A 25,720-nucleotide genomic window follows, 5' to 3' on the forward strand; every position below is an offset into this window, starting at 1 on the left:
ACCGGTCGGAGGGGCACGCGCGTTCCTGGCCACTGTGGTCCACGACACACGGGTCGATCGTGGCTTCGATGCCTCGACGCACTCGGTGCCGAGTGGTACCGCGTACCGATTCGTACTCGATACACTCCCGCCATGGACGACCGGCCACCACTGCGCGAGCGCAAGAGGCAGCGGGCCCGGCAGGAGATCGTCGCCGCGGCCTACGCCCTGTTCGCCGAACGCGGCTACGCGGGCGTCACCGTCACCGACATCACCGACCGGGCCGAGGTCGGCCGCACCACGTTCTTCCGGTACTTCGGCGACAAGCAGGAGGTCGTGTTCGCCGGGGAGCAGGAGCTGCTCGACGAGGTGCGCGCCCGCTACGAGCCGGTGCCGGTGCAGCGCGCCCCCGACCTGCGCACCGCCCTGGAGCTGATGCGCGGGCTGGTGCTGTCCATCTGCGCCGAGTCGGTGGTCGACGGCGAGAACTACCGGCTGCGCGAGCAGCTCATCGGCGACAACCCCGAGCTGGCCGACCGCGGTGGGCGCAAGCTGGACCGGCTGGTCGAGCTGGCCCGCGACATCCTGCGCGGGATGCGGGCCGACCAGCGGACCGCGGTGCTGGCTCCGTGGCTGGCCAGGGCCTGCTTCCAGGCGGGCCGGGAGCAGGCCGGGAGCGACCCGGACGCGCTCACCCCGGCGGTGGCGGCCGCCTTCGACGCCCTGCTGGGCGAGATCGGCGGCGGGGTGGGGCACCCGTGACGGCGGTCCCGCCCGGTGCGCTCGACCTGGTCGGGCGGGTGCGCGCCTGCTCGGCGGTGGCGGCCGGGCCCGGTGGGGCCGGGTGCGCGGGCCGCGCCTGCAGCGCCCACACGCCCCGCGACGGCCGTGCGCGCCCGGGTCGCGGGGCGTCAGACGGTGATGACGGCGTTGCCGTCCTCGTCCCGGTCGGCCACGTCCGGGTCGTCACTCCACGTGCCGTCCGCGGCCAGGTAGCGGAACGAGACGGTGGAGCCCGCGGGCACCACGACGGTGGTCGAGCGCAGGCCGCCGGTGCGGTTGCGCAGCCGGTGCGAGCCCGGGGTCCAGTCGTTGAAGCAGCCCACGACGCTGACCGGGCCGGGCGGGTCGTCGCGGTCGAGGGTGAAGGTCACCCGGTACTTGTTGAACGGCAGTGCCTTGGTGCTGATCACTCGTAACCTTTCCGTACGGTCGACGGCAGCCAGGATGCCGGGGATCGGGCCGCCCCGCTCGCTCTGGCCCGGGCGCGTCGCGGTTGCTTACACAGTCGTAACGCCTTTCGTAACGCTGTGATCTTTTATCCGATCTTCTCGGTGAAAATGAGACTGTGCGGTACCCGAACGGACCGCTTGGTACCCCAACCCTGCGCCGCTGGTCTCGGCCGGTGTGTCCGAGGTGACTCCGCGTGGCGACAACCGGTCGGAAGTGAAGACCACTCGGGTTTTTTTCACGTTTTGGGCTGCTTCGATCGTGAGCAGGGTTCGGGAGTTTTTTGTGTGTCAACCGCAAGATCTGTATCGGTCTCTCCTCAGTCTTGACCCAAAATTTTACCGATGCTACCTTTCCATTGTCGGTGTTTTATAAAGGAATGCGGTTTGTTCCTGTGCCTTCTCTGAATGCTTTTGGCCGAATCGTCAATGCCATTCACGGCGGCGTGGGAATTCTTCGTCACATCGGAATGGGTGTTCGGATGTCGCGCAAACGTGCCGCGGTGCTCGCGGCGGTCGCCATGCTCGCCGCACTGGTGGCCTGGGTGCCCGGTGCCTTCGGGGCGCAGGCGAGCGGGTTCGACACCCGCTTCGTGGACCTGCCCGCGCGGGACGGTGTCCTGCTGCGGACGATGGTGATGGAACCGAAGTCGCCCGGTCCGCACCCGCTGGCGATCGTCATCAGCGCCTGGGGCGGTGGGGTCACGCAGAACACCGTCCCCGCGGTGAACCTGGCGAACAAGGGCTACACCGTGCTCGCCTACGGCACCCGCGGTTTCGGCGAGTCCGGCGGCGAGGTGCAGGTCGCGGGCAGGCAGGACCTCACCGACGTCTCCGACGTCATCGACTGGGGCCTGGCCAACACCGAGTCCGACCCGAACCGGATCGGGGTCGCGGGCGTGTCCTACGGCGCGGGCATCGGCGTCCTCGCCTCCGGCACCGACCCGCGGATCAAGGCCGTGGCCTCGATGAGCGGCTGGAGCGACCTGGTGCGGTCGCTGTCGACCGAGAACACCCGGCACAGCCTCACCGCCCTGGTCCTGCACCTGTCCGGCAAGCAGAACGGCAGGCTCAGCTTCGAGTCCGACCAGATGCTCGCGGGCATCTACGACCCGAACCTCACCGACGCGCAGGACGACGCGATCAAGGCGTGGTCGCAGCAGCGGTCGCCGATCAACCGGGTCGCCGAGATCAACCGCAACCAGCCCGCGACGCTGATGATCCAGACCTGGAGCGAGACCGTCTTCGAGCCCGGTCAGATGGCCGACCTGTACACCCAGCTCACCGGTCCCAAGCGCCTGGAAATCCTGCCCGGCGACCACGCCGCCACCGAGTCCGGTGGCCTGCTCGGCCTGCCCAGCGGGGTGTGGAACTCGGTCTACCGCTGGTTCGACGCCCACGTGGCGGGCACCGACACCGCGATCGCCGCCGAGGCCCCGATCCAGGTCGTGCCGCGGCCGGGCACCAACAAGGCCGAGCCCGCGGGCGACTGGGCCGCGGTGCAGGGCCAGCGGCAGCAGAAGCTCTACCTCGGCGCGAAGCCCGCCGGGATGTTCGGCGGCGACGCCCAGCTACTGCCCTCGGCGCCCCCGGCGGCGTGGAAGACCGAGGTCAACGCCAACAAGGACACCCTGGCCAACGGGGGCATCCCGCTGGCGACCTACAGCCTGGAGGCGCTCAGCGGCAACCCGCCCACGGCGATGCTGCAGGTGCTCGACCGCTCCAGCGGCGGCATGTGGAACGGCCCCAAGGCGGCTTCGGCGCAGAAGATCCGCGGCTACATCACCGCCCACCTGGTCGTGAGCCCCCCGAAGGCGCAGGGCACCGTCGTGGCCTACGTCTACGACGTCGACCGGTTCGGCACCGGCAAGCTGATCAACTACACCCCCTACACCTGGCGCGGCGCGACCCCCGGCGCACCGCTGCCGCTCGACCTGCGGTTCACCCCCACGGCGTACAACCTCGCCGCCGGGCACCGGCTCGCGCTGGTGGTCGACTCCAAGGACGCGCTGTTCATCGACAAGAACACCGACGGCGGCAAGCTGGGCTTCCTGTCCTCGCCCGCGGACCCGTCCTGGATCGATGTCCCGTTCGCCGGGTGACCCCGCTCGACCCTCCCCGAGAACACCTGAAGGAGTTAGTCCCGTGACCGACGTCAGCGAGCAGGCCGCCACCGAGCGCCGGACGCAGTTCCACTCACTGAGCAAGGCCGGAATGGACTGGGACTCCCTGCCGCTGCGGTTGTTCGCCAAGGGCAACCGCCGCTTCTGGGACCCCGCCGCCATCGACTTCTCGCAGGACGCCGAGGACTGGGCCAACCTCAACGACGAGCAGCGGTTCATCGCCACCATGCTCTGCGCCCAGTTCGTCGGCGGCGAGGAGGCCGTCACCCAGGACATCCAGCCGTTCATCCAGGCCATGGGCGCCGAGGGCCGCTTCGGCGACGAGATGTACCTGACCCAGTTCCTGTTCGAGGAGGCCAAGCACACCCAGGCCTTCCGGCTGTGGCTGGACGCGGTGGGGGTCAAGGAGGACCTGCACTCCCACGTCGAGGAGAACCCCGGCTACCGGGCGATCTTCTACGACGCCCTGCCCAACGCGCTGCACCGGCTCTCCTCCGACCCGAGCCCGGCCAACCAGGTGCGCGCCTCGGTGGTCTACAACCACGTGGTCGAGGGCGTGCTGGCGCTCACCGGCTACCACGTGTGGAACGCGGCCTGCCGCAGCAACGGCATCCTGCCCGGGTTGCAGCAGCTCATCCGCTCGATCGGCAACGACGAGCGCCGCCACATGGCCTGGGGCACCTTCACCTGCCGCAGGCACGTGGCCGCCGACGACGCGAACTGGCAGATCGTGCAGGACGAGATGCAGCGGCTGCTGCCGCACGCGATCACCCAGATCGAGTGGACGACCAAGCAGTTCGACGGCGACCCGTTCGACATGAAGCTCGACGGGGTCATGGAGTACGCGGGCAACCACGCGCTGCGCAGGCTCGGGGCGATCGAGGGCGCGCGCGGCATGTCCGTGGCCGCGATCGACCTGGACTACAGCCCCGAGCAGCTCGAAGAGCAGTTCCACACCGAGGACACCGCCGCGGCGGCCCAGGGGTGATCGGCGGCACCCCGCGGGCGCGCCCGCGGGGTGCGGCGGGGCGCGTGGGTCGTACGAGTGGTCGGGAGGGTGGATGACTTGTCACCGCGTTGACAACGAGGGCGCGAGTTTTCACCTCCGAACGCTAAGAAACATTGTTTTATGCAATTGGGCGTTTGTGGCGTAAACCCGAATGGTTGACACCCCGTGGCACCGGAAAATATGGTGGCGGTGGGTGGTCGAATTCTATTCTCAGATCGACCGGATCTGTCGGACCTCAATTGTCGATTCACATTTGGCCGCAATCTGAATTCCGGTCGAATGTTCAGCGGCGGGCGTTCGAACCCCTGACAACCCCGAGGACGGGACACGATGACTTCTGGTGGTGTGCGGACCGACAGCCCCGTGGCGGGGCCGGTGGTCGGCAACGACTCCCTGGCGACCCTGCTGGCCTGGTGGGCGCAGGAGCACGGCGACGAGGTCGCCATCACCTACCTGGACTACCGCTTCAGCGTCGACGGTGTCGCCACCTCGCTGACCTGGTCGGAGTTCGACACCAAGGTCAGCGCGGTCGCCGCTGAGGTGCAGGCGCACACGGCCGAGGGCGACCGGGTGGTCATCCTGGCCCGGCAGTCCACCGAGTACGTCGTGGCGCTGCTCGCGGCCATGCGCGCGGGCCGGATCGCGGTTCCGCTGTTCCAGCCGGACCTGCCGGGGCACGCCGACCGGCTGGCCGCGGTGCTCGCCGACTGCTCCCCGACCCTGGCGCTCACCCTGGACGACCAGCGCGAACTGCTCGACTCCTACTTCGCCGAGAAGGGCATCGGGGTCGCCCACGTCACCTCCATCGACACCGTGCCCGACTCCAGGGCCGCCGACTACGCGCCGTTCGTGCCCGAGCCCGACGCCGTGTCGTACCTGCAGTACACCTCCGGGTCCACCCGCATCCCGGCGGGCGTGATGATCACCAACCGGAACGTGGTGACCAACGCCCGGCAGAACACCGAGTGCTACATGACCGACGAGGACGACTACGGCACCCTGGTGAGCTGGCTGCCGCTGTTCCACGACATGGGCCTGGTGCTCGCGGTGGCCGTGCCGATGTGGTCGGGCCGCCCGGTCGTGATGATGGACCCGATCGCCTTCCTGGAGCGCCCGATCCGCTGGGTCGCGGCGATGGCCAACGCGGAGGGCGCCACCACCGCCGCGCCGAACTTCGCCTACGCCTACGCCGCGTCGCGGGTCAGCGACCGGGAGAAGGCGTTCCTGGACCTGTCCGACGTGGTGTCGCTGGTGGACGGTTCCGAGCCGATCAGCATGAAGTCGATCAACCGCTTCGCCGACGCGTTCGCCGAGTGCGGCCTGCCGCGCACCGCGCACCGCCCGTCGATGGGCATGGCCGAGGCGGTCGTGCTGATCTCGTCGGGCACCCCGGGCGAGCTGCCCAAGGCGGTCACCTTCGACCGCGAGGCGCTGACCCGCGGCCTGGCCGTGGTCGCCACCGCCGAGACCCCGAGCACCACCGAGCTGGTCTCCTGCGGCCGGGCGTTCGACCAGCAGCTCCGGATCGTCGACCCGGAGTCGGGCAAGCTGCTCGACGAGGGCGTGGTCGGCGAGCTGTGGCTCAGCGGCGTCAACATCGCCCAGGGCTACTGGAACCGCCCGGAGCAGACCGCCGAGTCCTTCGGCCAGACCCTGGAGGACGACGGCTTCGACGGCTCCGGCGTCGACGGCCGCGGCTGGTTCCGCACCGGCGACCTCGGCGTGCTGCACGAGGGCGACCTCTACATCACCGGCCGGATGAAGGACCTGATCATCGTCGACGGCCGCAACCACTACCCGCAGGACATCGAGGCGACCGTGGAGCAGGCGCACCCGGCGGTGCGCAAGCACTCGCTGGTGGCGTTCTCGGTGTTCGACGGCCAGTCCGAGCAGGTCATGGTGATGGTGGAGCGCTCCAAGGTCGTCGAGGCCGCCGACCTCGACCGCGACGAGGTCACCAGCGCGGTCAAGGCCGCGGTGTCGCACCACCACGGCCTGTCCCTGCACGACGTGCTCATCGTCGAGCCCGGTGGCGTCCCGCGCACCTCCAGCGGCAAGGTCAGCCGCGCGGTGTGCCGCAAGCGCTGGGCCGAGGGCACCCTCAAGGACGGACGCCCCGCATGACCTCCCAGGAGAACCTGCTCGCCTGGCTGGTGGGTCGGGTCGCCGAACTGCGCAACCTCCCGGTCGGGGAAGTGGACCCGGACCGGCCGCTGACCGAACTGGGGATGTCCTCCCGCGACGCGGTGACGCTCTCGGGTGACCTGGGCAAGCTGCTCGGCAGACCACTCCCGCCGACGCTGGCCTGGGAGAGCCCGACGATCTCCGCGCTGGTGGCGGCGCTCACCGGCGAGGACACCGGCCGCGACCAGCCCCTGGTCGCGGCCGCGGTCGCGCCCGGCGAGCCCGTCGCGGTCGTCGGCCTCGGCGTGCGGCTGGCCGGGGGCGTCGACTCGCCGGAGGCGTTCTGGTCGCTGCTGTCCGCGGGCCAGGACGCCATCTCCGAGGTGCCCGCGGGCCGGTGGGAGGACTTCGCGCCCGCCGCCGACCTCGACGGCCTGCCCCGCCTCGGCGGCTTCCTCGACGACGTCGCCGGGTTCGACGCGGCGTTCTTCGGCATCACCCCGCGCGAGGCCGAGGCGATGGACCCGCAGCAGCGGCTGCTGCTGGAGGTCTCCTGGGCGGCGCTGGAGGACGCGGGCATCGCGCCCGCCTCGCTGCGCGGCAGCCGCACCGGTGTCTTCGTGGGACTGTCCGCGACCGAGTACGGCCACCTGACCATGGTGGACCTGCCCACCATCGACGCGTGGTCGGGCACCGGCGCGGCGGCGAGCATCGCCGCCAACCGGCTGTCGTACCAGTTGGACCTGCGCGGCCCGAGCATGACCGTCGACACCGCGTGCTCGTCGTCGCTGGTCGCCGTGCACCACGGCGTGCAGAGCCTGCAGCGCGGCGAGACCGACCACGCCCTGGTCGGCGGGGTCAACCTGCTGCTCTCGCCCGCGGTGTTCGCCAACTTCACCAGCGCGGGCGTGCTGGCCGCCGACGGCAGGTGCAAGGCGTTCGACGCCGCCGCCGACGGGATCGTGCGCGGCGAGGGCTGCGGCGTGGTCGTGCTCAAGCGGCTGACCGACGCCCGCCGCGACGGCGACCGGGTGCTCGCGGTCATCCGCGCCAGCGCGGTCAACTCCGACGGCCGCTCCAACGGCATGATGGCGCCCAACCCCGACGCGCAGGCCGCGCTGCTGCGCGACGCCTACTCGGTGGCCGAACTGGACCCGTCCGGTGTGGACTACGTCGAGGCGCACGGCACCGGCACCTTCCTCGGCGACCCGATCGAGGCGGGCGCGCTCGGCGCGGTGCTCGGCAGGGACCGCGCCGCCGACCGCCCGCTGCTGCTGGGCTCGGTGAAGTCCAACCTGGGGCACCTGGAGGGCGCCGCGGGCATCGCGGGCCTGATCAAGGTCGTGCTGGCGATGAAGCACGGGCGGCTCCCGGCCAGCCTGCACTACACCGCGCCCAACCCGAACATCGACTTCGACGGCAACGGCCTGCGGGTCATCCCGGAGCCCACCCCGTGGCCGCGCTACTCCGGCCTGGCCCGCGCGGGCGTGTCCGCGTTCGGCTTCGGCGGCACCAACGCCCACGTGGTGCTGGAGGAGTGGCCCGCCAAGCGCAAGCGCGTGCCGCGCGGCGACGACCGGGACACGCACGTGCTGGCGCTGTCGGCCCGCTCGGCGACCGCGCTGGCCCAGCGCGCGACCGACCTGGCCGACTGGCTCGCCGCCGAGGAGAACGCGGGGGTCGCGCTCGGCGCGGTCGCCTCGACCCTGGCCCGCCGCCGCGAGCACCTGGCCGTGCGCGGCGCCGTCGTCGGCACCGGCCGCGAGTCCCTCGTGGACGCCCTGCGCGCGCTCGGCGCCGGGGAGCCCCGCTCGGACGTGCGCACCGGCACGGCCCGGCGCGATGACAGCGACGTGGTGTTCGTCTTCTCCGGCTACGGCTCGCAGTGGGACGGGATGGGCCGCACCCTGCTGGCCACCGAACCCGCCTTCCGCGCCGCCGTGGAGGAGCTGGACCCGGCCTTCGTCGAGGTCACCGGCTTCTCGCTGCGCGCGGTGCTGGCCGGGGAGCAGCAGCTTCCCGACCTCGCCGCCACCCAGCCCACCCTGTTCGGCATCCAGGTCGCCCTCGCCGCGCTGTGGCGCGCGCACGGCGTCGAACCCGCCGCCGTGGTCGGGCACTCCATGGGCGAGGTCGCCGCCGCGGTCGTCGCGGGCGCGCTCACCGTCGCCGACGGCCTGCGGGTGATGACCACCCGCGCCCGGCTGCTCTCGGGCATCGACGCCTCCGGGGTCGGCGCCATGGCCGTGGTCGAGCTGTCCCCGGCGGAGCTGGCCGAGCTGGAGGCCCAGTGGCCCAGCATCACCGTGGCCGTCTACGCCTCGCCCACCCAGTGCACCGTCAGCGGCGACGCCGACCAGGTGGGCGCGCTGGTGGCGCACGTGGAGGGCATGGGCCGCCTGGCGCGGCGCCTCAAGGTCGGCGGCGCCGGGCACTCGCCCGCGGTGGACGTGGTGCTCGACGAGTTCCGCGCCGGGCTGGCGGACCTGGAGCCGAGCCGGGCCACCGTGCCCTGCTACACCAGCGTGCTGGACGACCCGAGGGAAGCGCCCACGTTCGACGTCGAGTACTGGGTGAAGAACCTGCGCCGCCCGGTCCGCTTCGCGCACGCGCTGTCCGCGGCGATCGAGGACCGGCACACCCGGTTCGTCGAGGTCTCCCCGCACCCGATCGCCCTCGCGGCACTGGAGCAGACCGCGGGTGACGCCCGCAACGTCACCGTGCTGGGGCTGCCCAGCGCGCACCGCAAGGACGACGAGCGCACCACGTTCCTCACCAGCCTCGCCGCCCTGCACACCACCGGGCACCCGACCGCGCTGGCCGCCCGGCACGCCGCGGCCCCGCCGGTCTCGCTGCCCGGCCCGCGCTGGGAGCACCACACCTTCTGGCCCAGGAAGCGCGCCTCGGCGACCACCCCGGCCGGGCGGCACCCGCTGCTGGGTGTCCACATCGAACTCCCCGAGGGCGACCGGCACGTCTGGCGCGCGGACGTCGGCACCGACGCCCACCCGTGGCTGAGCGACCACGCCGCGCACGGCGTGGCGATCTTCCCCGGCACCGGCTACCTGGAACTCGCGCTCGCCGCCGCCGGGGAAGCCTTCGGGGGCAAGGTCCTCGTCGAGGTCCGCGACGTCGAACTCACCCAGGTCCTGCCGCTGGCCGCGCACACCGAGATCACCACCTCGCTGACGCTGACCGGCAAGCACGCGGGCGTCGTCACCGTCTCGGCCAAGTCGGCGGCGGGCACCTGGACCCGGCACGCCTCGGCCACCGTGCGCCGCGGCGACACCGCCGTGACCCCGCTGGGGGAGACCACCGACGGCCGGGCCGTCGACCTCTACCCGGCGCTGGCCGAGATGGGCCAGGCCTACGGCCCCGCCTTCCGCGGCCTGCGGTCGGTGGTGGCGGGCTCCGGCACCGCCTCCGCCGCCATCGCGCTGCCCGAGGAAGCCGGGCGGGCCACCGGTCACGTGCTGCACCCGGCGCTGTCGGACGCGAGCCTGCACGCGCTCGCCGCCGCCGCGTTCGACCGGATCAGCGCGGGCGGCGGCACCTACCTGCCGCTGTCGCTCGGCGCGGTCCGGGTCCTCGGCGACCCGGGCACCGCCGTGCGCGTCGACGCCCGGCTGGACTCCCTCGACGAGGGGCTCGACGGCCTGGTCGGCGCCGTGCAGTTGGTCGACGCGGACGGGGCGGTCGTCGTCGACGTCGCCGGTGTCTACGTGCGCCGGATGCAGCGCTCCTCGGTGCCGCTCCCGTTGTCCGCCAAGGCCTTCGAGGCCTCCTGGGAGCGGGCGGACCTCGACGGCACCGCCGCCGACGGGCAGACCTGGGTGGTCGTGGCCGAGGGCGAGCCGGGCGACTGGCTGGGCGAGCTGCGCGACCGGCTCCCCGGCGGCGAGGTGCTGTGCCTGCCGCGCGTGGACCAGCTCACCCTGGCCGGGCGCACCCCGGCGGGCGTGGTGTTCGTGGCCGAACCCGGCACCGGGCCCGGGCCCTCGCCCGAGGCGGCGCAGGCGCACGTGCTCGCCGTGTCGAGCCTGGTGGCGCAGCTCACCGACCAGGTCGACCCCGGGTGGCAGCCGCCGCGCCTGTGGATCGTCACCCGCGGCGGTGCCGCGGTCGGCGCCGACGAGGCCGGTTCGCCCGACCTCGCCGCCCTGCGCGGCCTGGCCAGGGTGCTCGCCTTCGAGAACCCCGAACTGCGCGCCACGGCCCTGGACCTGGATGTCGAGGGGGACTGGGTCGCCGAACTGGCGGCCGAGCTGACCGCCGACGACGCCGCCGACGAGGTCGCCTGGCGCGGCGGCGCGCGGCACATCGCCAAGCTCGCCAAGGCCGAGATCGATGAGCAGGTCGACGAGCGCGGCGAGGGGCACACCGTCCGCGACGGCGGCTACGTCGTCACCGGTGGTCTCGGCGGACTGGGCCTGCTCGCGGGCAAGTGGCTCGCGGAGAACGGCGCCACCCGCGTCGTGCTCTCCGGCCGCCGCGGCCTGACCGAGGAGACCGAACCGCTGGTCGCCGAGCTGCGCGGCCTCGGCGCCGAGGTCGAGGTCGTCGCGGGCGACGTCGCCGAGGCCGGGGTGGCCGACCGGCTGGTCGCCGCCGCCACCGCCGGTGGTGTCCCGCTGCGCGGTGTCCTGCACGCCGCCGGTGTCCTCGCCGACGGCGCCACCGCCACCCTGGACGGTGCCGACGTCGCCAAGGTCTGGCACGCCAAGGCCACCGGCGCCCTCGCGCTGCACGAGGCGACCCTGGGCCACGACCTGGACTGGTGGCTCATGTACTCCTCGGCCGCCGCGCTGTTCGGCTCGCCCGGCCAGGGCGCCTACGCCACCGCCAACGCCTGGCTCGACGCGCTGGTGACCTGGCGCCGGTCCCGGGGCCTGACCGCCACCACCGTCAACTGGGGCGCGTGGGCCGAGGTCGGCGGCGCCGTGGGCCGGGACAACCCGGTGCTCGACCCGCTCGGCCCGCAGGAGGGCATGGAGGCGCTGGAGGCGGTGCTGGCCAGCGGCCGGGCCGCGACCGGCATCGCCCGGCTCGACCTGGGCACCACCATGTCGCTGTTCCCGCAACTGGCCACTCGCCCGTTCTTCGAGCTGGTCCGGCCCGCCGAGCAGGCGGCCGAGACCGGCGGCCCCGCCTGGGCGGGCATGTCCGAGCTGCGCGCGCTGGAACCCGCGGCGGCCCGACAGGCGCTGGAGGACCACCTGGTGGCCATCATCGCCGAGCTGATGGGCTTCGCCGCCGAGCGGATCGACCGGTACGTGCCGCTGACCCAGCTCGGCCTCGACTCGCTGCTGGCCATGCGGGCCCGCGGCGCGGTCGAGCGCGACTTCGGGCTGCCGCTGCCGGTGCCGCTGCTGCTGCGCGGCGCCAGCCTCGCCGAGATCGCCGACCACCTGGCCGAGGCGTCCGGCCTCGGCGAGGCCGACCCGGCCGACCGGGCCGCCCGCAGGCCGGGCAGCGCCCCGACGAAGGTCGGCCCGCGCGACCCGTCCGAGCGGTGGGTTGCCCGGATCTGGCAGGACGTGCTGGAGAGCGGGGAACCGGGGGTCGACGACAACTTCTTCGCCCTCGGCGACGCCGCCCAGGCCGACGCGGTCTACGCCGCCATCGAACGCGAACTGGACTCGGTGCCCGACTACGGCACGCTGTTCAGCGAGCCCACCGTGGCGGCCATGGCCGACCTGCTGCGCGACCAGGTGGAGGGCAACGGCGGCAAGCCGCTGCGCGTCCTGCGGGCCTGCGAGACCGGCACCCCGGTCTTCCTGTTCCACCCCGCGGGCGGCCCGACGAGCGTCTACCGCTCGCTGGTGCAGCTCATGGGCGAGGGCGTGCCGGTCTACGGGTTCGAGCGGCTCGACGACGTGGACACGCTGGAGGAGAAGGCGCGGCGCTACCTGGAACTGCTGCGCGAGGTCCAGCCCAGCGGGCCGTACCGGCTCGGCGGCTGGTCCTTCGGCGGGATGCTGTCCTACGAGATCGCCCAGTTGCTCACCGCCGCGGGCGAGCACGTCGAGCTGGTCGCCATGATCGACACGATCCTGCCGCTGGAATCGGCCGAGCCGATCTCGCAGCAGGACCTGATCCTCGACCGGTTCAGCCGCTTCGCCGAGCACATCGAGGAGACCTACGGCGTCAAGCTCGACCTCGGCGCGGACAAGCTCGGCGGCCTCGACGACGAGCAGCAGATCCGCTACATCATCGACACCCTGGCGGCCAACGTCTCCGGCATGGGCGCCGCGGTGCTGCACCACCAGTACACGTCCTACGTGGACGCCCGGGTCGCGGAGAACTACCAGCCGCGCCCCTACGGCGGCCGGGTCGTGCTGTTCCGCGCCAAGGAGCCGCACCCGCTCACCACGCAGCTCGACCCGCGCTACAAGCGCACCGACGACACCCTGGGCTGGGACGAGTTCGCCCCCGCCCTCGAGGTGGTCAAGGTCCCCGGCGACCACCTCAGCATGATCGACCCGCCGAACGTCGCCGTCATCGCGCGGGAGCTGCGCGCCGCACTCGACCACCCGCGCTCACCAGCTCACTAGGAACAACGGAACACCCCACCCGAGTGCCCCTGATGACCTGAGTGAGGAAGGAAGGCTGTGATGTTCGGAGAAGACAAGTTCGACGGACGCTCCTTCGCCCCGACGACCGCCGACCGCATCGCCGACCTGACCGGCAGGCAGGACGAGGTGGTCCGCCTGGCCGAGAAGCGCGCGGCCGACCGGCAGCACGCCAAGGGCAAGCTCACCGCGCGCGAGCGGATCGACCTGCTGGTCGACCCCGGCTCGTTCACCGAGCTGGACATGTTCACCCGGCACCGCACCACCGACTTCGGCATGGACGCCCAGCGCCCCTACGGCGACGGCGTGGTCACCGGTGAGGCCACCATCGACGGCCGCCAGGTGTGCCTGTTCTCCCAGGACTTCACCGTCTTCGGCGGCAGCATGGGCGAGGTGTTCGGCGGCAAGGTCCTCAAGGTGATGGACCTGGCGATGACCCTGGGCTGCCCCATCATCGGCATCAACGACTCCGGCGGCGCGCGCATCCAGGAGGGCGTGGTCTCCCTGGCGTACTACGCCGAGCTGGGCAGGCGCAACGCGCACGCCTCCGGGGTCATCCCGCAGATCTCGATGATCCTCGGCCCGTGCGCGGGCGGGGCGGTGTACTCCCCGGCGATGACCGACTTCACCGTCATGGTCGACGACACCTCGCACATGTTCGTCACCGGCCCCGAGGTGGTCAACGCCGTCACCGGGCAGCGGGTCACCCAGGACCAGCTCGGCGGCGCGGGGGTCAACAGCGAGGTCTCCGGGAACGCCCACTACCGCGCGGTCGACGAGCCCGACGCCATCGAGTGGGTGCAGACGCTGCTGGGCTACCTGCCCGCGAACAACGTCGAGCCCGCCCCGGTCTACGACTTCGACGGCGACCCCGAGGTCACCGCCTCCGACCGGGTCCTCGACCGGATCGTCCCGGACTCGCCAAACCAGGGCTACGACATGTACGAGGTCATCAGCCGGGTCCTCGACGACGGCGAGTTCACCGAGATCCACGCGGGCTTCGCCAGGAACATGATCTGCGCGTTCGGCCGCGTCGAGGGCCGCACGGTGGGCGTGGTGGCGAACCAGCCGCTGCACCAGGCGGGCGTCATCGACATCGACGCCTCGGAGAAGGCAGCTCGCTTTGTTCGCTTCTGCGACGCGTTCGACATCCCCCTCGTGACCTTTGTCGATGTTCCTGGTTACATGCCCGGTATGGACCAGGAGCGCGGCGGGATCATCCGGCGCGGTGCCAAGCTGATCTACAGCTACTCCGAGGCGACCGTGCCGATGGTGACGGTCGTGGTCCGCAAGGCCTACGGCGGGGGGTACGCGGTGATGGGGTCCAAGCACCTCGGCGCCGACGTCAACATCGCCTGGCCCACCGCCGAGATCGCGGTGATGGGCGCGCAGGGCGCGGTGCAGATCCTGCACCGCCGCGAGCTCAACGCCGCACCCGAGCCCGAGCGGGAAGCGCTGCGCCGCAAGCTGACCGACGAGTACCAGCAGTGGCAGACCACCCCGTACGTCGCCGCCGAGCGCGGCTACGTCGACATGGTGATCCCGCCGTCGCGGACCCGCGTCCAGGTCGCCCGCGCGCTGCGCTCGCTCCGCACCAAGAAGCAGACCCTTCCCGCGAAGAAGCACGGGAACATCCCCCTGTAGGGGAATGTGACAAGAACGGAGTGCCAGCCCATGCCACGGACACAAAGAGGTGACGTGTCGCGCCCACGCCGCTTACGCCGCAGCGTGATCGCGGGCGCGGCGGTCGTCCTGACCACTGTGGTGTCGGCGACCCTGGTGCAGAGCCCGGCGAACGCCGCGTGGCCGTGGTGGCCCACCAAGCCCACCCCGACCACCACGACCGCGGCCCCCGCGGCCACCCTCCCCTCCGGCGCCCCCCAGGTCACCGCCGACGACGGCGCCAAGGTCGTCAAGGAGACCCGGATCGACGAGCGCACCCTGGACCTGGAGATCCAGAGCCCGGCGCTGCTCAAGAACGGCATGGTCCGCGTCTACCTCCCCACCGACTGGTCGGCGACGGCCACCCGCACCTGGCCGCAGCTCTGGCTGCTGCACGGCTGCTGCGAAGACCTCGACTACAAGTCGTGGGACTCCATGACCGACGCCAAGGCGTTCACCGCCGACAAGGGCGTCATCACGGTCATGCCCACCGACGGCCCGGCGGGCATGTACTCCGAGTGGTGGAACCTCGGCCTGCGCAAGACGGCGAACTGGGAGGCCTTCCACATGAAGGAGGTCCTCCAGATCATCGAGCGCGGCTACAAGGGCGGCACCAAGCGCGCCGTCGCGGGCGTGTCGATCGGCGGCTACGGCGCCCTGGCCTACGGCTTCCGCTTCCCCGGCACCTTCGCCTCCGTCGCCTCCTACAGCGGCATCCCGAACACCATGTTCGTCGGCACCGCGGGCGTGATCAAGGGCATCCTGGTCCGCGAGGGCTTCTGGAACCCGGCCGACCTGTGGGGTGACGAGATGGTCACCTTCTGGATCTGGCAGGCGCACAACCCGTACAACAACATCGAGAAGTTCCGCGGCACCAACCTCTACATCAGCTCCGGCAACGGCGAGGTGGGCCCGCTGGACCCGCCCGGCAAGGGCGGCGACCCGCTGGACGCGTCCACGCTGCTGACCTCGCGCAGCTTCACCGACCGGCTCAAGCAGCTCGGCATCCCGGCCACTGTGGACTACTACGGCAAGGGCACCCACAGTTGGCCCTACTGGGAGCGCGCACTGCACAACTCCTGGCCGGTCCTGGCCAAGGGCCTCGGCATCTGAGCCCACCCGCGCCACGCGAAGGCCGTTCCCCCTCGGGGGAGCGGCCTTCGCCGTTCCCGGCCCACCCACCCGGTGGGCGGGCCGGGGCCCGGGAGACCCGCCGGGAAGTCCGGTGTGGACTCGCGGCACCACCCCCTCACGGCCCGTGCTCCCCTGCCGCGCCACCACGCCGTTGCCCCCTCACCCGAGTCGATCAAGGGTTTGCCCGCCGCCTGCTGCTCAGAGCACCCGAACGGGCCCTGTCAACCCCCGGGCGCGGCGCATTTGTCCGAATTCAACTACCCTCGGCAGCGTCGGTGCAGGTCGGACGCGGAGGTTGTCGGTGCTGGAGGTCAGTGGGCTCGCCTGGGCGGGAACCATCGCGGTGATCATCGCGTTGTTGGCCCTGGACCTGGCGGTCGCCGCGTGGCGACCGCACCGGGTGGGCTTCAAGGAGGCCGTCGCCTGGTCGGTGTTCTACATCCTGGTGGCCGTCGCCTTCGGGGTGGTCTTCACCGTGGTCGCCGGGGGAGAGTTCGGCACCGAGTACTTCGCGGGCTACATCGTCGAGAAGAGCCTCAGCGTCGACAACCTGTTCGTGTTCGTGATCATCATGTCCACGTTCGCGGTCCCCGAGGAGCACCAGCACAAGGTGCTGACCTTCGGCATCGTCCTCGCGCTGGTCATGCGCGCCATCTTCATCCTGCTCGGCGCGGCCCTGCTCAACCTGTTCTCGTTCATGTTCCTGATCTTCGGCCTCCTGCTCATGTTCACCGCGGTCCAACTCTTCCGCCACCGCGACGAAGAACCCGACATCGAGGACAACGCGGTCGTCAAGGTCGCCCGCAAGGCCTTCCCCGTCTCTGACGAGTACGACGGCGGCAAGCTGTTCACCAAGGTCACCGGCAAGCGCGTCGCCACCCCGCTGTTCCTGGTCTTGGTCGCCATCGGCGGCATCGACCTGCTCTTCGCCCTCGACTCCATCCCGGCGGTCTTCGGGGTGACCGAGGAGGCCTACATCGTCTTCACCGCGAACGCCTTCGCCCTGCTCGGCCTGCGCGCCCTCTACTTCCTGGTCAAGGGCCTGCTCGACCGCCTGGTGTACCTCTCGACCGGGCTGGCGATCATCCTGGCGTTCATCGGCGTGAAGCTGGTGCTGCACTGGGCGCACGTGGACATCAACCCGAGCGTCCCGGAGATCTCCACCCCGGTCAGCCTCATGGTGATCATCGGCATCCTGGTCGTGGTGACGGTGGCCAGCCTGGTCAAGACCCGCAACGACCCGGCGGCGAAGGCCAAGCCGGGCTCCCTGCGTGCCTCGAAACCCCGCGAGGGGGAGCAGGGCTGACCCGGCCCGGCCCCGGCCGCCGGGCTCCTTGCGGGCCTAGAGGCGGCCCGCGTCGATCACGCGGCGCAGGAATTCGCGGGTGCGCGGCTGCTCCGGGTTGCCCAGGACCTGGGCGGCGGGGCCGGACTCGACGACCCGCCCGCCGTCGAGGAAGCAGATGCGGTCGGCGACCTGGCGGGCGAAGCCCATTTCGTGGGTGGCCATCAGGATGGTGCGGCCCGCCGCGGCGATCTCCCGGACCAGGCCCAGGACCTCGCCGACCAGTTCCGGGTCGAGGGCGCTGGTGATCTCGTCCAGCAGCAGCAGTTTCGGGTCGTAGGCCAGTGCGCGTGCCAGGGCCACCCGTTGCTGCTGGCCGCCGGAGAGCCGGTCGGGGTAGGCCGTGGCGCGGTTGGCCAGGCCGACTCGGGTCAGGAGGTCCATGGCGGTGGCGGTGGCCTCGGCGGGGGGCACGCCGTGCACCACGCGGGGGGCCAGGGTGATGTTGTCCAGGACCGTCATGTGCGGGAACAGGTTGTACGCCTGGAAGACCACGCCCATGTCGCGGCGGGCCAGGTCGGGGTCGACCCTGGGGTCGGAGACGTCGCGGCCGAGCAGGTGGATCTGTCCGTCGTCGATGTCCTCCAGGAGGTTCACGCAGCGCAGCAGGGTGGACTTGCCGGAGCCGGAGGCGCCGATGAGGGCGACCACCTCGCCCTCGGCGACCTCCAGGTCCACCCCGTCCAGCACCCGTTTGCCGCCGTACTCCTTGACCAGTCCGGTGACGCTCAGCACGGTCACAGCGCCCCCTGCCTGCGCGCCGCCCGGCGCGCGACCCGGTCGGCCAGCCTGCCCGAGGGGACGGCCAGCAGGACGAACAGCAGCCCGGCCACCACGTACGGGGTGAAGTCGTAGGCCAGTGACGACTCGATCTGCGCCGCGCGCACCGCGTCGACCGCGCCCAGCACCGAGATCAGACCGCAGTCCTTCTGCAGCGCCACGAAGTCGTTGAGCAGGGCGGGCAGGACCCGCCGCACCGCCTGCGGGAGGACCACCAAGCGCAGGGTGCGGCGGTGGTCCAGGCCCAGCGACCGCGCCGCCGCCACCTGCGACGGGTGCACCGACTCGATGCCCGCGCGGAACACCTCGGCCACGTAGGCGGAGTACACCAGCACCAAGGCGATCCCGCCGAGCACCACCGGGTCGGTGGGGACGCCGGACAGCCGCAGCCCCGGCAGGCCGAAGCCGACGAGGTACAGGCAGATCAGCAGCGGCAGACCGCGGAACAGGTCCACGTAGGCCGTCGACAGCGCCCGCAGCGGGAACCACACCGGGCCGCGCAGCGTCCGCGCCGCCGCGACGAGCAGGGCCAGCACCAGGACCGCGACCTCGCAGACCACCAGCACCCGGACGTTGAGCCACAGGCCCTCGGCGACCGCGGGCAGGGAGCGCAGCGCGACCCGCCAGTCGAAGAACGAGTCGCGCACCCGCGGCCAACCCGGTGCGCCGGTCACCCCGAACCAGACGGCGGCGGCGAACACCACCGTGGAGGCCAGCGCGACCAGGGTGGAGCGCCTGGCCCGGGAGCGCCGGTAGGCCAGGCGCTCCCGCTGGAGGTCGCTGGTCACTTCAACTCGGGGGCGTTGCCCGCCGCGGCCAGCCACTCCTGTTCCAGCCGCGCCAGCGTCCCGTCGGCGCGCAGGGCGTCGACGGCGCCGGAGACGCACGCGGTCAGCGGGCTGCCCTTGTCCAGCACGGCGCCGAACCGCTCCGGTTCGCCGCCGCCGCGCGGGAGTTGGCCGACGATCGCGCCGTCGGTCAGCTCGGCGGAGGTCACGTAGAACGCCGTCGGCAGGTCGAGCACGAGGGCGTCGACCTGCCCGTTGCCCAGGGCGGCCTTGGCGTCATCGTTGGTGTTGTAGACGGCCACTTCCCGCTCCGGGTCGAGTGCGGTCGCCGCGGTGTAGGAGGTGGTGCCGACCTGGGCGCCCAGCTTGACCTCGCGCAGGTCCGCGAGCGACTTCGCCCCCGCGGCGGGGGAGGTCTTGAGCGCCACCACGGCTTGGGCCACGTCGTAGTACGGCGTGGAGAAGTCGACGGCCTGCTTGCGCTCGTCGGTGATGGAGAACTCGGTGAGGTTGGCGTCGAAGGCCTTGGGGCCGGGCTGGATCGCCGCGGTGAAGGTGACCCTGGTCCAGGTCACCTCCTCGCGGGTGTAGCCGAGCCGGCCCGCCACGGCGTAGGCCACCGCGGACTCGAAGCCCTTGCCGGAGGTGGGGTCGTTGTCGACGTACCAGGGTTGGTACACCGGTTCGTCGGTGGCGAAGGTGAACTTCCCCGCCGTGCGGGTCTTGAGCGAGGACTTGGCGCAGTCGCCGCCGGAGCGGGCGGTGCCCTCGTCGGTGGGGGCGCAGGCGGCGACCCCGCCCGCCAGGGTGACGGCGGCGAGGAGCAGAGCGGTCGTACGCATGTGGGCCATCATGGCGCACCCGGGGCCGGGTGCCCGCACTCCGGGACGGCGCGTCGGTCGGGCACCCCCGGGGTGGGCGCCGAGCCGGTCGGGAGTTTTCGGCGCCGGGGGTCTGGTTCGGGCGGGCCGGGCGGTCTAGGTTCGGCGTACTTCGCGCAGGAGGAGGGCCCGTGGACGTCGGGAACCGTTGTGGCACAGGTGCATCCGTTCGGCTGGCGGCCGTTCGGAGCAGCCGGTGAGCGCCTGGCCGCAGTTGCGCGAGACCCGGGTGGTGCGCTCGGGCAGTCCACTGGGGACAGTGGTGTCGTGCAGCCTCACCGACGTGATGCTGTCCGGCCTGCCGGTGTCGGTGGTGTTCTTCTACCGGGTCGCCCCCGACCTCGGGCGCCTCGCGGACGGGCTGGCGGGGGCGCTGCGCCACGTGCCCACCTTCGGCGGGAGGCTGCGCTCGACCGGCGACTCGCTGGAGATCGCCTGCGACGACGCGGGCGTGCCGCTGGCCGTCTACGACCTCGACGACACCCTGCCCGAGGCCATCGCCAGGGCCACGCTGCCCGCCGCGGGCCAGGTCGACCACGTCGACGCGCCCCGGGCCCGCGCGGGCGCCGACCCGCTGCTGACCGTCCGGGTGAGCCTGCTCTCCGACGGCGGCATGGCGCTGGGCTGCTCCTGGCACCACGCCGTCGGCGACATGGCGGCGTTCATGGTCTTCATGCGCGCCTGGTCGGCCTTCACCGAGGGCGGCGAACCCCCGGTGACCGACCTGGTCACCGACCGCGAGACCTACCTCGACGCCGTGCTGCCGGAGGGTGGCGCGGACCGCCCGGGCTTCAAGTTGCCCGAGGGCGAGCACGCCGCGGAACTCGATCGGCACCTGGCCGCCGCCACCCGGGCCAACCGCACCACCCAGATCCACTTCCCCTGGCCCGAGGTCGACGCCCTGCGCGCCGCGGTGATCGCCGACGCGGGCCGCGGGCTGTCCACCAACGACGTCGTCTGCGCGCACGTCGCCAGCACCGTGCGCGCCCTGGACGGGGACACCGCCGTGCGCTGGTTCGCCATGCCGGTCAACGTCCGGCGCACCCTCGGCCTGCCCGACGACGTCGTCGGCAACTTCGTCGGCGAGGTCTTCCTCCCCGCCCCGGCCGACCGCACCGCGCACGCGGTGGCCATCCGCACCGAGGTCGACGCCTTCGCCTCCCGGCACCTGAACCTGCGGGCCAACCGCGAGTTCGTCCGCCGGGTCGGCCCGGCCAGGGTGCTGGAGTGCGTGCCGATCGGGTTCGACCCGGGCAACCGCACCCTGTCGATCACCAACTGGAGCCGCTTCGGCGTCTACGGCGTCGTCTTCGACGGCACCGCGCCCGCGTTCTTCAGCCCCACCACCAACCTGGCCCTGCCCTGGGTCGGCTGGCTGGTGGAGGGCTTCGACGACTCCGGCCTGCTGTGCACCCTGACCCTCCCGGCGAAGCTGGCGGCCAGGCTCCGCACCCCCGCCGGGCAGGCCCTCCTGCACGCCCACCGCCCGGCGGGCACCGAGGTCCCCGAGTTGGCCACCCGAATCCGCAGACTGGCCTGACCGGGTCGTTTTCAGGGCCGCTTAAGCCGCACCCGCCGCCCGCGCGGACACGCTGGCCGCATGAGCGAGGATGTGACGACCCGGGGTGGTGTCGTCGTCGACGACCGGCCACCCGTCTCCCGGGGCTGGACCGCGCGGTACGCGATCGCCAGCACCGGCATGTGGCTGGCGTTCCTGACGCCCGCGCAGGCCCAGTTGGCCCGGCAGGCCGAGCTGTTCGACCCGGCGGGCAAGGCGGCGCTGCTCGGCCTGGCCACCGGTGTCGGTGCCGCGGTCACCGCCGTCGCGGTGCCGGTGTTCGGTGCCCTCAGCGACCGCACCCGCACCCGGTGGGGCCGTCGGCGGCCGTGGGTCGCGGGCGGCATCGCCGTCGCGGCGGCGGGCCTGGTGGCGCTGGCGGGCGCGCAGGGCGCGGTGTCGCTGGTCCTGGGCTGGGTGCTGGCGCAGGTGGGGCTCTCCGCGGTGCAGGCGGGCCTGGTCGCGACCATCCCCGACCGGGTGCCGCGCCCGCAGCTCGGCCTGGTGGCCGGGTGGGCGGGCATGACGCAGATGCTGGGCGCGCTGCTGGGCACGCTGCTGGTCAACCAGGTCGTCAAGGACCTCGCCCCCGGCTACTTGGCCTGCGCGGCGGTGGCCGTCCTGGCGGTCGTGCCGTTCCTGCTCGGGTACCGGGAGCCGCGGGACCTGCCCGCTCCGGTGCGCACGGGGCGGAGGTCGACCATCCAGATCACCCCGGACCTGGCCTGGGCGTGGGCCAGCCGCTTCCTGGTCACCCTCGGTTTCGCCCTGGTCACCCAGTACCTGCTCTACTACCTGACCGACGAGCTGACCCTCGCCGACCCGCAGCGCGGCGTGCTGGTCATCACCGCCATCACCGTGCTCGGCGCCATGGTCTCCGCCCTGGTCACCGGCCGCTGGTCCGACCGCCTCGGCAGGCGCAAGGTGTTCGTCGCGGTGGGTGGTGCGCTGATGGGCGCGGGCGCGCTGTTCCTGGCCCTGGTGCCCGCCTGGCCGGTCACCGCGGTCGCGGCGGGCGCGGTCGGCCTCGGCTTCGGCACGTTCCTCGCGGTGGACCTCGCCGTGATCGCCACCGTGCTGCCCTCGGCCGCCGACACCGGCCGCGACCTCGGCGTCTTCGCCATCGCCAACGCCGCCCCGCAGGTGTTGGCCCCGGTGCTGGCGGTGCCGGTGCTCGCGGTGTCCGGCTACCGGGGCCTGTACCTGGTCACGGCGGTGGTGGCGGTGGTCGGCGGGTTGCTGGTGCGGCGGGTCCGCTCGGTCGGCTGACCGGGTTGCCGAACGCGACAACGGTCTCCCCGGGGGGAGGCCGTTGTCGCCTCAGAGCACTGTCCGTCCCGGACACCGCCGCGCGGTGCCGGTCGTGGTCGAAACCCGCGCTTCTGTTCCGTCACAACGCTTCCGCGAGTCGGGAGCGCGTCCCGGTCAGCAGCCCATCTCCCGGTGGTCGCGCCAGAACTGCGCCGCGGTCAGCACCGACAGCCCGTTGCGGCCGAACACCAGGAAGTCCGATGGTCGGACCTCCCCGATCAGCCCGCCGTCGCGCAGCACGCCCACCGCGACGTCCTCCCGCCACTCCACAGAGAACTCCGCGCGCACCTTCCCCTCGGCGCGCAGCGCCGCCACCCACCGCCGCATCTCCCACAGCAGCGAGGGGTCGTCGTAGGCCACGGCCCGCACCGGCGCCGCCCACGGCTGGTAGACCCGCACCGCCCCCTTCGACCCGCCGGGAATCGGATCGCTCGTCCTGTCACTGGTCCGGCCACTCGATTTGATCATCCCCACCGCACGACACTACCATCGATTCGAACACGCGTTCGAGTGCGGTGGAGCTGTGCGTAGAGTCACCGCGAGGAGGACCTCAACGGGGTCTCAGCGACCACGGGATACGGTGACCCCCGAAACCGGGTGGGGAGTGGCCGACATGGTGACCATGGGCAAAAGCGCGCTGACGTGGGTGCGCAAGACGATGGCGCGCGCGGTGCTGAAGCGCGTGGGCCCGCGGGCGCTGTCCCTGCTGCCCGACAACCTGCTGGTGCCGCTGCGCCGTGACGACCTCGAACCGGTGACCGAACTCGACGAACTGGCCGACCGGGCACCGCTCACCCTGCTGCCCGCCCCGTTCGGGGTGCGGCTGTGGCTGGTCACCGGCTACGACGAGTGCAAGCAGGTGCTGGCCGACAGCACCGGCTTCAGCAACGACTTCTCCCACCTGGGCAAGATCCTGGAGCTGGAGCAGAACCCCGGCGGCCTCGGCTTCGCCGACCCGCCGGTGCACACCCGGCTGCGCAAGGTCCTCACGCCCGAGTTCACCATGCGCAGGCTGTCGCGGCTGGCCCCGCGCATCGACGAGATCATCGCCGACTGCCTCGACGACATGGCCGCCGCCGACGGCCCGGTCGACCTGGTGGAGAAGTTCGCGCTGCCGATCCCGTCGCTGACCATCTGCGAGCTGCTCGGCGTCCCCTACGCCGACCGCGAGGAGTTCCAGCGGCTGGCCGAGGCGCGGTTCGACCTGTTCGGCGGCGCGGGCGCGGGCTTCGGCCACATCTCCGAGTCGCTGGCCTACCTCAAGCGGGTCGTGCGGCAGCAGCGCGAGCAGCCCGGCGACGGCCTGATCGGCATGATCATCCGCGAGCACGGCGACGACGTGGACGACGACGAGCTGGCGGGCCTGGCCGACGGCGTGCTCACCGGCGGCTTCGAGACCACCGCCAGCATGCTCGCCCTCGGCGCCCTGGTGCTGCTGCGCGACGACAAGACCGCCGCCCTGCTGCGCGAGGACGACAGCGCCATCAACCCGTTCGTCGACGAGATGCTGCGCTACCTGACCGTGGTGCAGGTGGCGTTCCTGCGCTTCGCCCGCAAGGACATGGTCATCGGCGGTCAGACCGTCCTGGAGGGCGACGTGGTGGCGTGCTCGCTGAACGCGGCCAACCGCGACGAGTCCGGCCTCGGCGCGGGCATCCGGCAGTTCGACCCGACCAGGGCACCCAGCGCGCACGTGGCCTTCGGCTTCGGCGCGCACCGCTGCATCGGCGCCGAACTGGCCAAGATGGAGCTGCGCGCGGCCTACCCGGCCCTGGTCCGCCGCTTCCCGGACCTGCGCTTCGACCCCACCGCGGGGCCGCTGGCCTTCCGCGAGACGTCGATCGTCTACGGCGTGGAGTCCATCTCCGTCCTCACCTGAGGACCCTGCGGATCACCTGAAGAACCCCCGCCGCAACCTGCGCGGTGGGGGTCGGCCGCGCCATGCTCGGGGCATGACCGCACTGGAGGACCGCGCCGCGGTGCGCAGGCTGCTCGACCGGTTCGGCTTCGGCCCGCGCCGGGGCGACCTCGACCGGGGGTTCGCCGAAACCCTCGACCGGCTCCTGGCGCCCGCCGCCCCGGTCGCCGCCCCGGACCTGCCCGCGCCGGAGCGGCCTGCCGGGAACCAGGAGGCCAAGAAGCGCGCGAACGCCGCCCGCGCCGACCAGGAGGAGCGGTTCGCGGGGTGGTGGCTCGACCGCATGGTGGCCGAGCCGACCGCCACCGAGCGGCTGACCTGGTTCTGGCACGGCCACTTCGCCACCAGCGAGCAGAAGGTGCGCAGCCCCCGGGCCATGCTCGCGCAGAACCGGACCTTTCGCGCGCACGCCCTCGGTTCCTTCACCGACCTGGCGGGCGCGCTCGTCGTGGACCCGGCCATGCTGCTGTGGCTCGACGGCAACGACAACACCGCGGCCGCGCCGAACGAGAACCTGGCCCGCGAGTTCATGGAGCTGTTCGCCCTGGGCATCGGCCACTACACCGAGGGCGACGTCCGCGAGGCCGCCAAGGCGCTCACCGGCTGGCGCGTCACCCGCGAGCAGGACGAAGCTCGGTTCACCGACAAGCGGCACGACCGGTCGGCGGTCACTCTGTTCGGCCGGACCGGTCCGCTCGACGCCCCCGGTTTCGTGGCCGCGGTGCTGGCCCGCCCGGAGTCGGCCGGGTTCGTGGTGGGGCGGCTGTGGTTCCGGCTGGTGTCGTCGTCCCCGCCCCCGGCCGACGTCCTCGACCGCCTCACCGCCGCCTACGGCCCCGGCCGCGACATCGCGGCCACCCTGCGCGCCATCGCCGCCGAACCCGCCTTCCGCGACTCGGCCACCACGCTGGTCAAGCAGCCGGTGGAGTGGCTGGTCGGGCTGCTGCGGGCGGTCGACGTGCGACCGTCCGCGCTGCCGGACAAGACCCGCAAGCGGGTCCGGATCGGACTGGCGGGCATGGGGCAGGTCCCGCTGCGCCCGCCCAGCGTCGGCGGCTGGCCCGCCGCGGCGGCGTGGCTGACCACCTCGGCGGGCGCCGCCCGGCTCGCCCTGGCCAGGTCCGTCGTCGCCGGAGCCGACCTGACCGCCGTCGGCGGCGACCCGGTCGAGGGCGCGCGGGTCCTGCTCGGCGTGGACTCCTGGTCGGACCGGACCAGGTCGGCGCTGGAACAGGTGCGGGGCGACCCGAAGCAGTTGGTGGCGATCGCCGCGTGTGCCCCCGAATACGTCGTGAGCGGATGAGGAA

At 72.4% G+C, this 25,720-nt stretch carries 17 protein-coding genes; 12 read left to right on the top strand and 5 right to left on the bottom strand.

The features are described 5' to 3' along the window. The first annotated feature begins 132 nt into the window (after nt 1-132). Complete coding sequence (locus DFQ13_RS21150; protein WP_035281822.1) at nt 133-741, top strand: TetR/AcrR family transcriptional regulator; 609 nt, start codon at nt 133-135, stop codon at nt 739-741. A gap of 149 nt (nt 742-890) precedes the next feature. Here DFQ13_RS21150 and DFQ13_RS21155 read toward each other — a convergent pair whose 3' ends face one another. Beyond that, nucleotides 891-1,172: a hypothetical protein gene (locus DFQ13_RS21155; protein WP_052021076.1), complete on the bottom strand. Its 282-nt coding sequence runs from the start codon at nt 1,170-1,172 to the stop codon at nt 891-893. Between the two features lie 518 nt (nt 1,173-1,690). Here DFQ13_RS21155 and DFQ13_RS21160 point away from each other — a divergent pair. The 7 genes from DFQ13_RS21160 (at nt 1,691) to DFQ13_RS21190 (ending at nt 17,138) form a co-directional block, all read left to right on the top strand. Beyond that, entirely contained in the window at nt 1,691-3,310 is a 1,620-nt protein-coding gene (locus DFQ13_RS21160; RefSeq protein ID WP_035281819.1) for a CocE/NonD family hydrolase, read from the top strand. A 112-nt stretch (nt 3,311-3,422) separates the two neighbouring features. Further along, nucleotides 3,423-4,319, top strand: coding sequence for a R2-like ligand-binding oxidase (locus DFQ13_RS21165; RefSeq protein WP_052021079.1), 897 nt, complete (start codon nt 3,423-3,425; stop codon nt 4,317-4,319). Nucleotides 4,320-4,670: 351 nt separating this feature from the next. Next, nucleotides 4,671-6,464: a fatty acyl-AMP ligase gene (locus tag DFQ13_RS21170; protein ID WP_110081064.1), complete on the top strand. Its 1,794-nt coding sequence runs from the start codon at nt 4,671-4,673 to the stop codon at nt 6,462-6,464. After that, nucleotides 6,461-13,018, top strand: a complete 6,558-nt coding sequence (locus DFQ13_RS21175) for a type I polyketide synthase (protein ID WP_110081065.1) — start codon at nt 6,461-6,463, stop codon at nt 13,016-13,018. Before DFQ13_RS21170 ends, DFQ13_RS21175 begins: the two co-directional genes overlap by 4 nt. 60 nt (nt 13,019-13,078) lie before the next feature. Further along, nucleotides 13,079-14,680: an acyl-CoA carboxylase subunit beta gene (locus tag DFQ13_RS21180; protein ID WP_052021074.1), complete on the top strand. Its 1,602-nt coding sequence runs from the start codon at nt 13,079-13,081 to the stop codon at nt 14,678-14,680. 54 nt (nt 14,681-14,734) lie between these two features. Beyond that, the gene (locus tag DFQ13_RS21185) at nt 14,735-15,811 is read left to right on the top strand and encodes an alpha/beta hydrolase (RefSeq protein WP_233427544.1); all 1,077 of its coding nucleotides are present in this window, start codon (nt 14,735-14,737) and stop codon (nt 15,809-15,811) included. 322 nt (nt 15,812-16,133) lie between these two features. Then, nucleotides 16,134-17,138 (top strand): TerC family protein, encoded by a 1,005-nt coding sequence (locus DFQ13_RS21190; RefSeq protein WP_110081066.1) that lies wholly within the window; start codon nt 16,134-16,136, stop codon nt 17,136-17,138. Nucleotides 17,139-17,174: 36 nt separating this feature from the next. On the opposite strand, the gene DFQ13_RS21195 is transcribed toward DFQ13_RS21190, so the two are convergent. Genes DFQ13_RS21195 through DFQ13_RS21205 form a run of 3 tightly spaced genes read right to left on the bottom strand, consistent with a single transcriptional unit; the run spans nt 17,175 to nt 19,587 of the window. Further along, complete coding sequence (locus DFQ13_RS21195) at nt 17,175-17,918, bottom strand: amino acid ABC transporter ATP-binding protein (RefSeq protein ID WP_110081067.1); 744 nt, start codon at nt 17,916-17,918, stop codon at nt 17,175-17,177. Further along, complete coding sequence (locus tag DFQ13_RS21200; protein WP_219994570.1) at nt 17,915-18,745, bottom strand: amino acid ABC transporter permease; 831 nt, start codon at nt 18,743-18,745, stop codon at nt 17,915-17,917. Before DFQ13_RS21200 ends, DFQ13_RS21195 begins: the two co-directional genes overlap by 4 nt. Next, nucleotides 18,742-19,587: an ABC transporter substrate-binding protein gene (locus DFQ13_RS21205; protein WP_035281837.1), complete on the bottom strand. Its 846-nt coding sequence runs from the start codon at nt 19,585-19,587 to the stop codon at nt 18,742-18,744. Before DFQ13_RS21205 ends, DFQ13_RS21200 begins: the two co-directional genes overlap by 4 nt. Nucleotides 19,588-19,822: 235 nt before the next feature. Here DFQ13_RS21205 and DFQ13_RS21210 point away from each other — a divergent pair, with 235 nt between their 5' ends. Both DFQ13_RS21210 and DFQ13_RS21215 read left to right on the top strand, forming a co-directional pair. Continuing rightward, on the top strand, nt 19,823-21,166 hold the full coding sequence (locus DFQ13_RS21210) for an acyltransferase (RefSeq protein WP_110081069.1): 1,344 nt from the start codon (nt 19,823-19,825) through the stop codon (nt 21,164-21,166). Between the two features lie 60 nt (nt 21,167-21,226). Next, nucleotides 21,227-22,453 carry an MFS transporter gene (locus DFQ13_RS21215; protein WP_110081070.1) on the top strand — a complete coding sequence of 409 codons (1,227 nt, stop codon included), beginning with the start codon at nt 21,227-21,229 and terminating at the stop codon, nt 22,451-22,453. Between the two features lie 156 nt (nt 22,454-22,609). Here DFQ13_RS21215 and DFQ13_RS21220 read toward each other — a convergent pair whose 3' ends face one another. Beyond that, a complete protein-coding gene (locus tag DFQ13_RS21220; RefSeq protein ID WP_035281801.1) occupies nt 22,610-22,894 on the bottom strand; it encodes a hypothetical protein in 285 nt (94 codons plus the stop codon). Nucleotides 22,895-23,108: 214 nt separating this feature from the next. Here DFQ13_RS21220 and DFQ13_RS21225 point away from each other — a divergent pair, with 214 nt between their 5' ends. Both DFQ13_RS21225 and DFQ13_RS21230 read left to right on the top strand, forming a co-directional pair. Then, nucleotides 23,109-24,374 carry a cytochrome P450 gene (locus DFQ13_RS21225; RefSeq protein WP_035281835.1) on the top strand — a complete coding sequence of 422 codons (1,266 nt, stop codon included), beginning with the start codon at nt 23,109-23,111 and terminating at the stop codon, nt 24,372-24,374. Between the two features lie 73 nt (nt 24,375-24,447). Continuing rightward, nucleotides 24,448-25,716 carry a DUF1800 domain-containing protein gene (locus DFQ13_RS21230; protein WP_110081071.1) on the top strand — a complete coding sequence of 423 codons (1,269 nt, stop codon included), beginning with the start codon at nt 24,448-24,450 and terminating at the stop codon, nt 25,714-25,716. Nucleotides 25,717-25,720 lie beyond the last annotated feature (4 nt).

Origin of the sequence: Actinokineospora spheciospongiae, assembly GCF_003182415.1 — a bacterium.
Lineage (GTDB): Bacteria > Actinomycetota > Actinomycetes > Mycobacteriales > Pseudonocardiaceae > Actinokineospora > Actinokineospora spheciospongiae.

Excerpts from the sequence above, each read along its gene's own strand:
- DFQ13_RS21205 (WP_035281837.1), bottom strand. The coding sequence starts at position 19,587 with ATGCGTACGACCGCTCTGCTCCTCGCCGCCGTCACCCTGGCGGGCGGG.
- DFQ13_RS21170 (WP_110081064.1), top strand. The coding sequence starts at position 4,671 with ATGACTTCTGGTGGTGTGCGGACCGACAGCCCCGTGGCGGGGCCGGTG.
- DFQ13_RS21165 (WP_052021079.1), top strand. The coding sequence starts at position 3,423 with ATGGACTGGGACTCCCTGCCGCTGCGGTTGTTCGCCAAGGGCAACCGC.
- DFQ13_RS21225 (WP_035281835.1), top strand. The coding sequence starts at position 23,109 with ATGGTGACCATGGGCAAAAGCGCGCTGACGTGGGTGCGCAAGACGATG.
- DFQ13_RS21175 (WP_110081065.1), top strand. The coding sequence starts at position 6,461 with ATGACCTCCCAGGAGAACCTGCTCGCCTGGCTGGTGGGTCGGGTCGCC.
- DFQ13_RS21180 (WP_052021074.1), top strand. The coding sequence starts at position 13,079 with ATGTTCGGAGAAGACAAGTTCGACGGACGCTCCTTCGCCCCGACGACC.
- DFQ13_RS21160 (WP_035281819.1), top strand. The coding sequence starts at position 1,691 with ATGTCGCGCAAACGTGCCGCGGTGCTCGCGGCGGTCGCCATGCTCGCC.
- DFQ13_RS21230 (WP_110081071.1), top strand. The coding sequence starts at position 24,448 with ATGACCGCACTGGAGGACCGCGCCGCGGTGCGCAGGCTGCTCGACCGG.
- DFQ13_RS21150 (WP_035281822.1), top strand. The coding sequence starts at position 133 with ATGGACGACCGGCCACCACTGCGCGAGCGCAAGAGGCAGCGGGCCCGG.
- DFQ13_RS21215 (WP_110081070.1), top strand. The coding sequence starts at position 21,227 with ATGAGCGAGGATGTGACGACCCGGGGTGGTGTCGTCGTCGACGACCGG.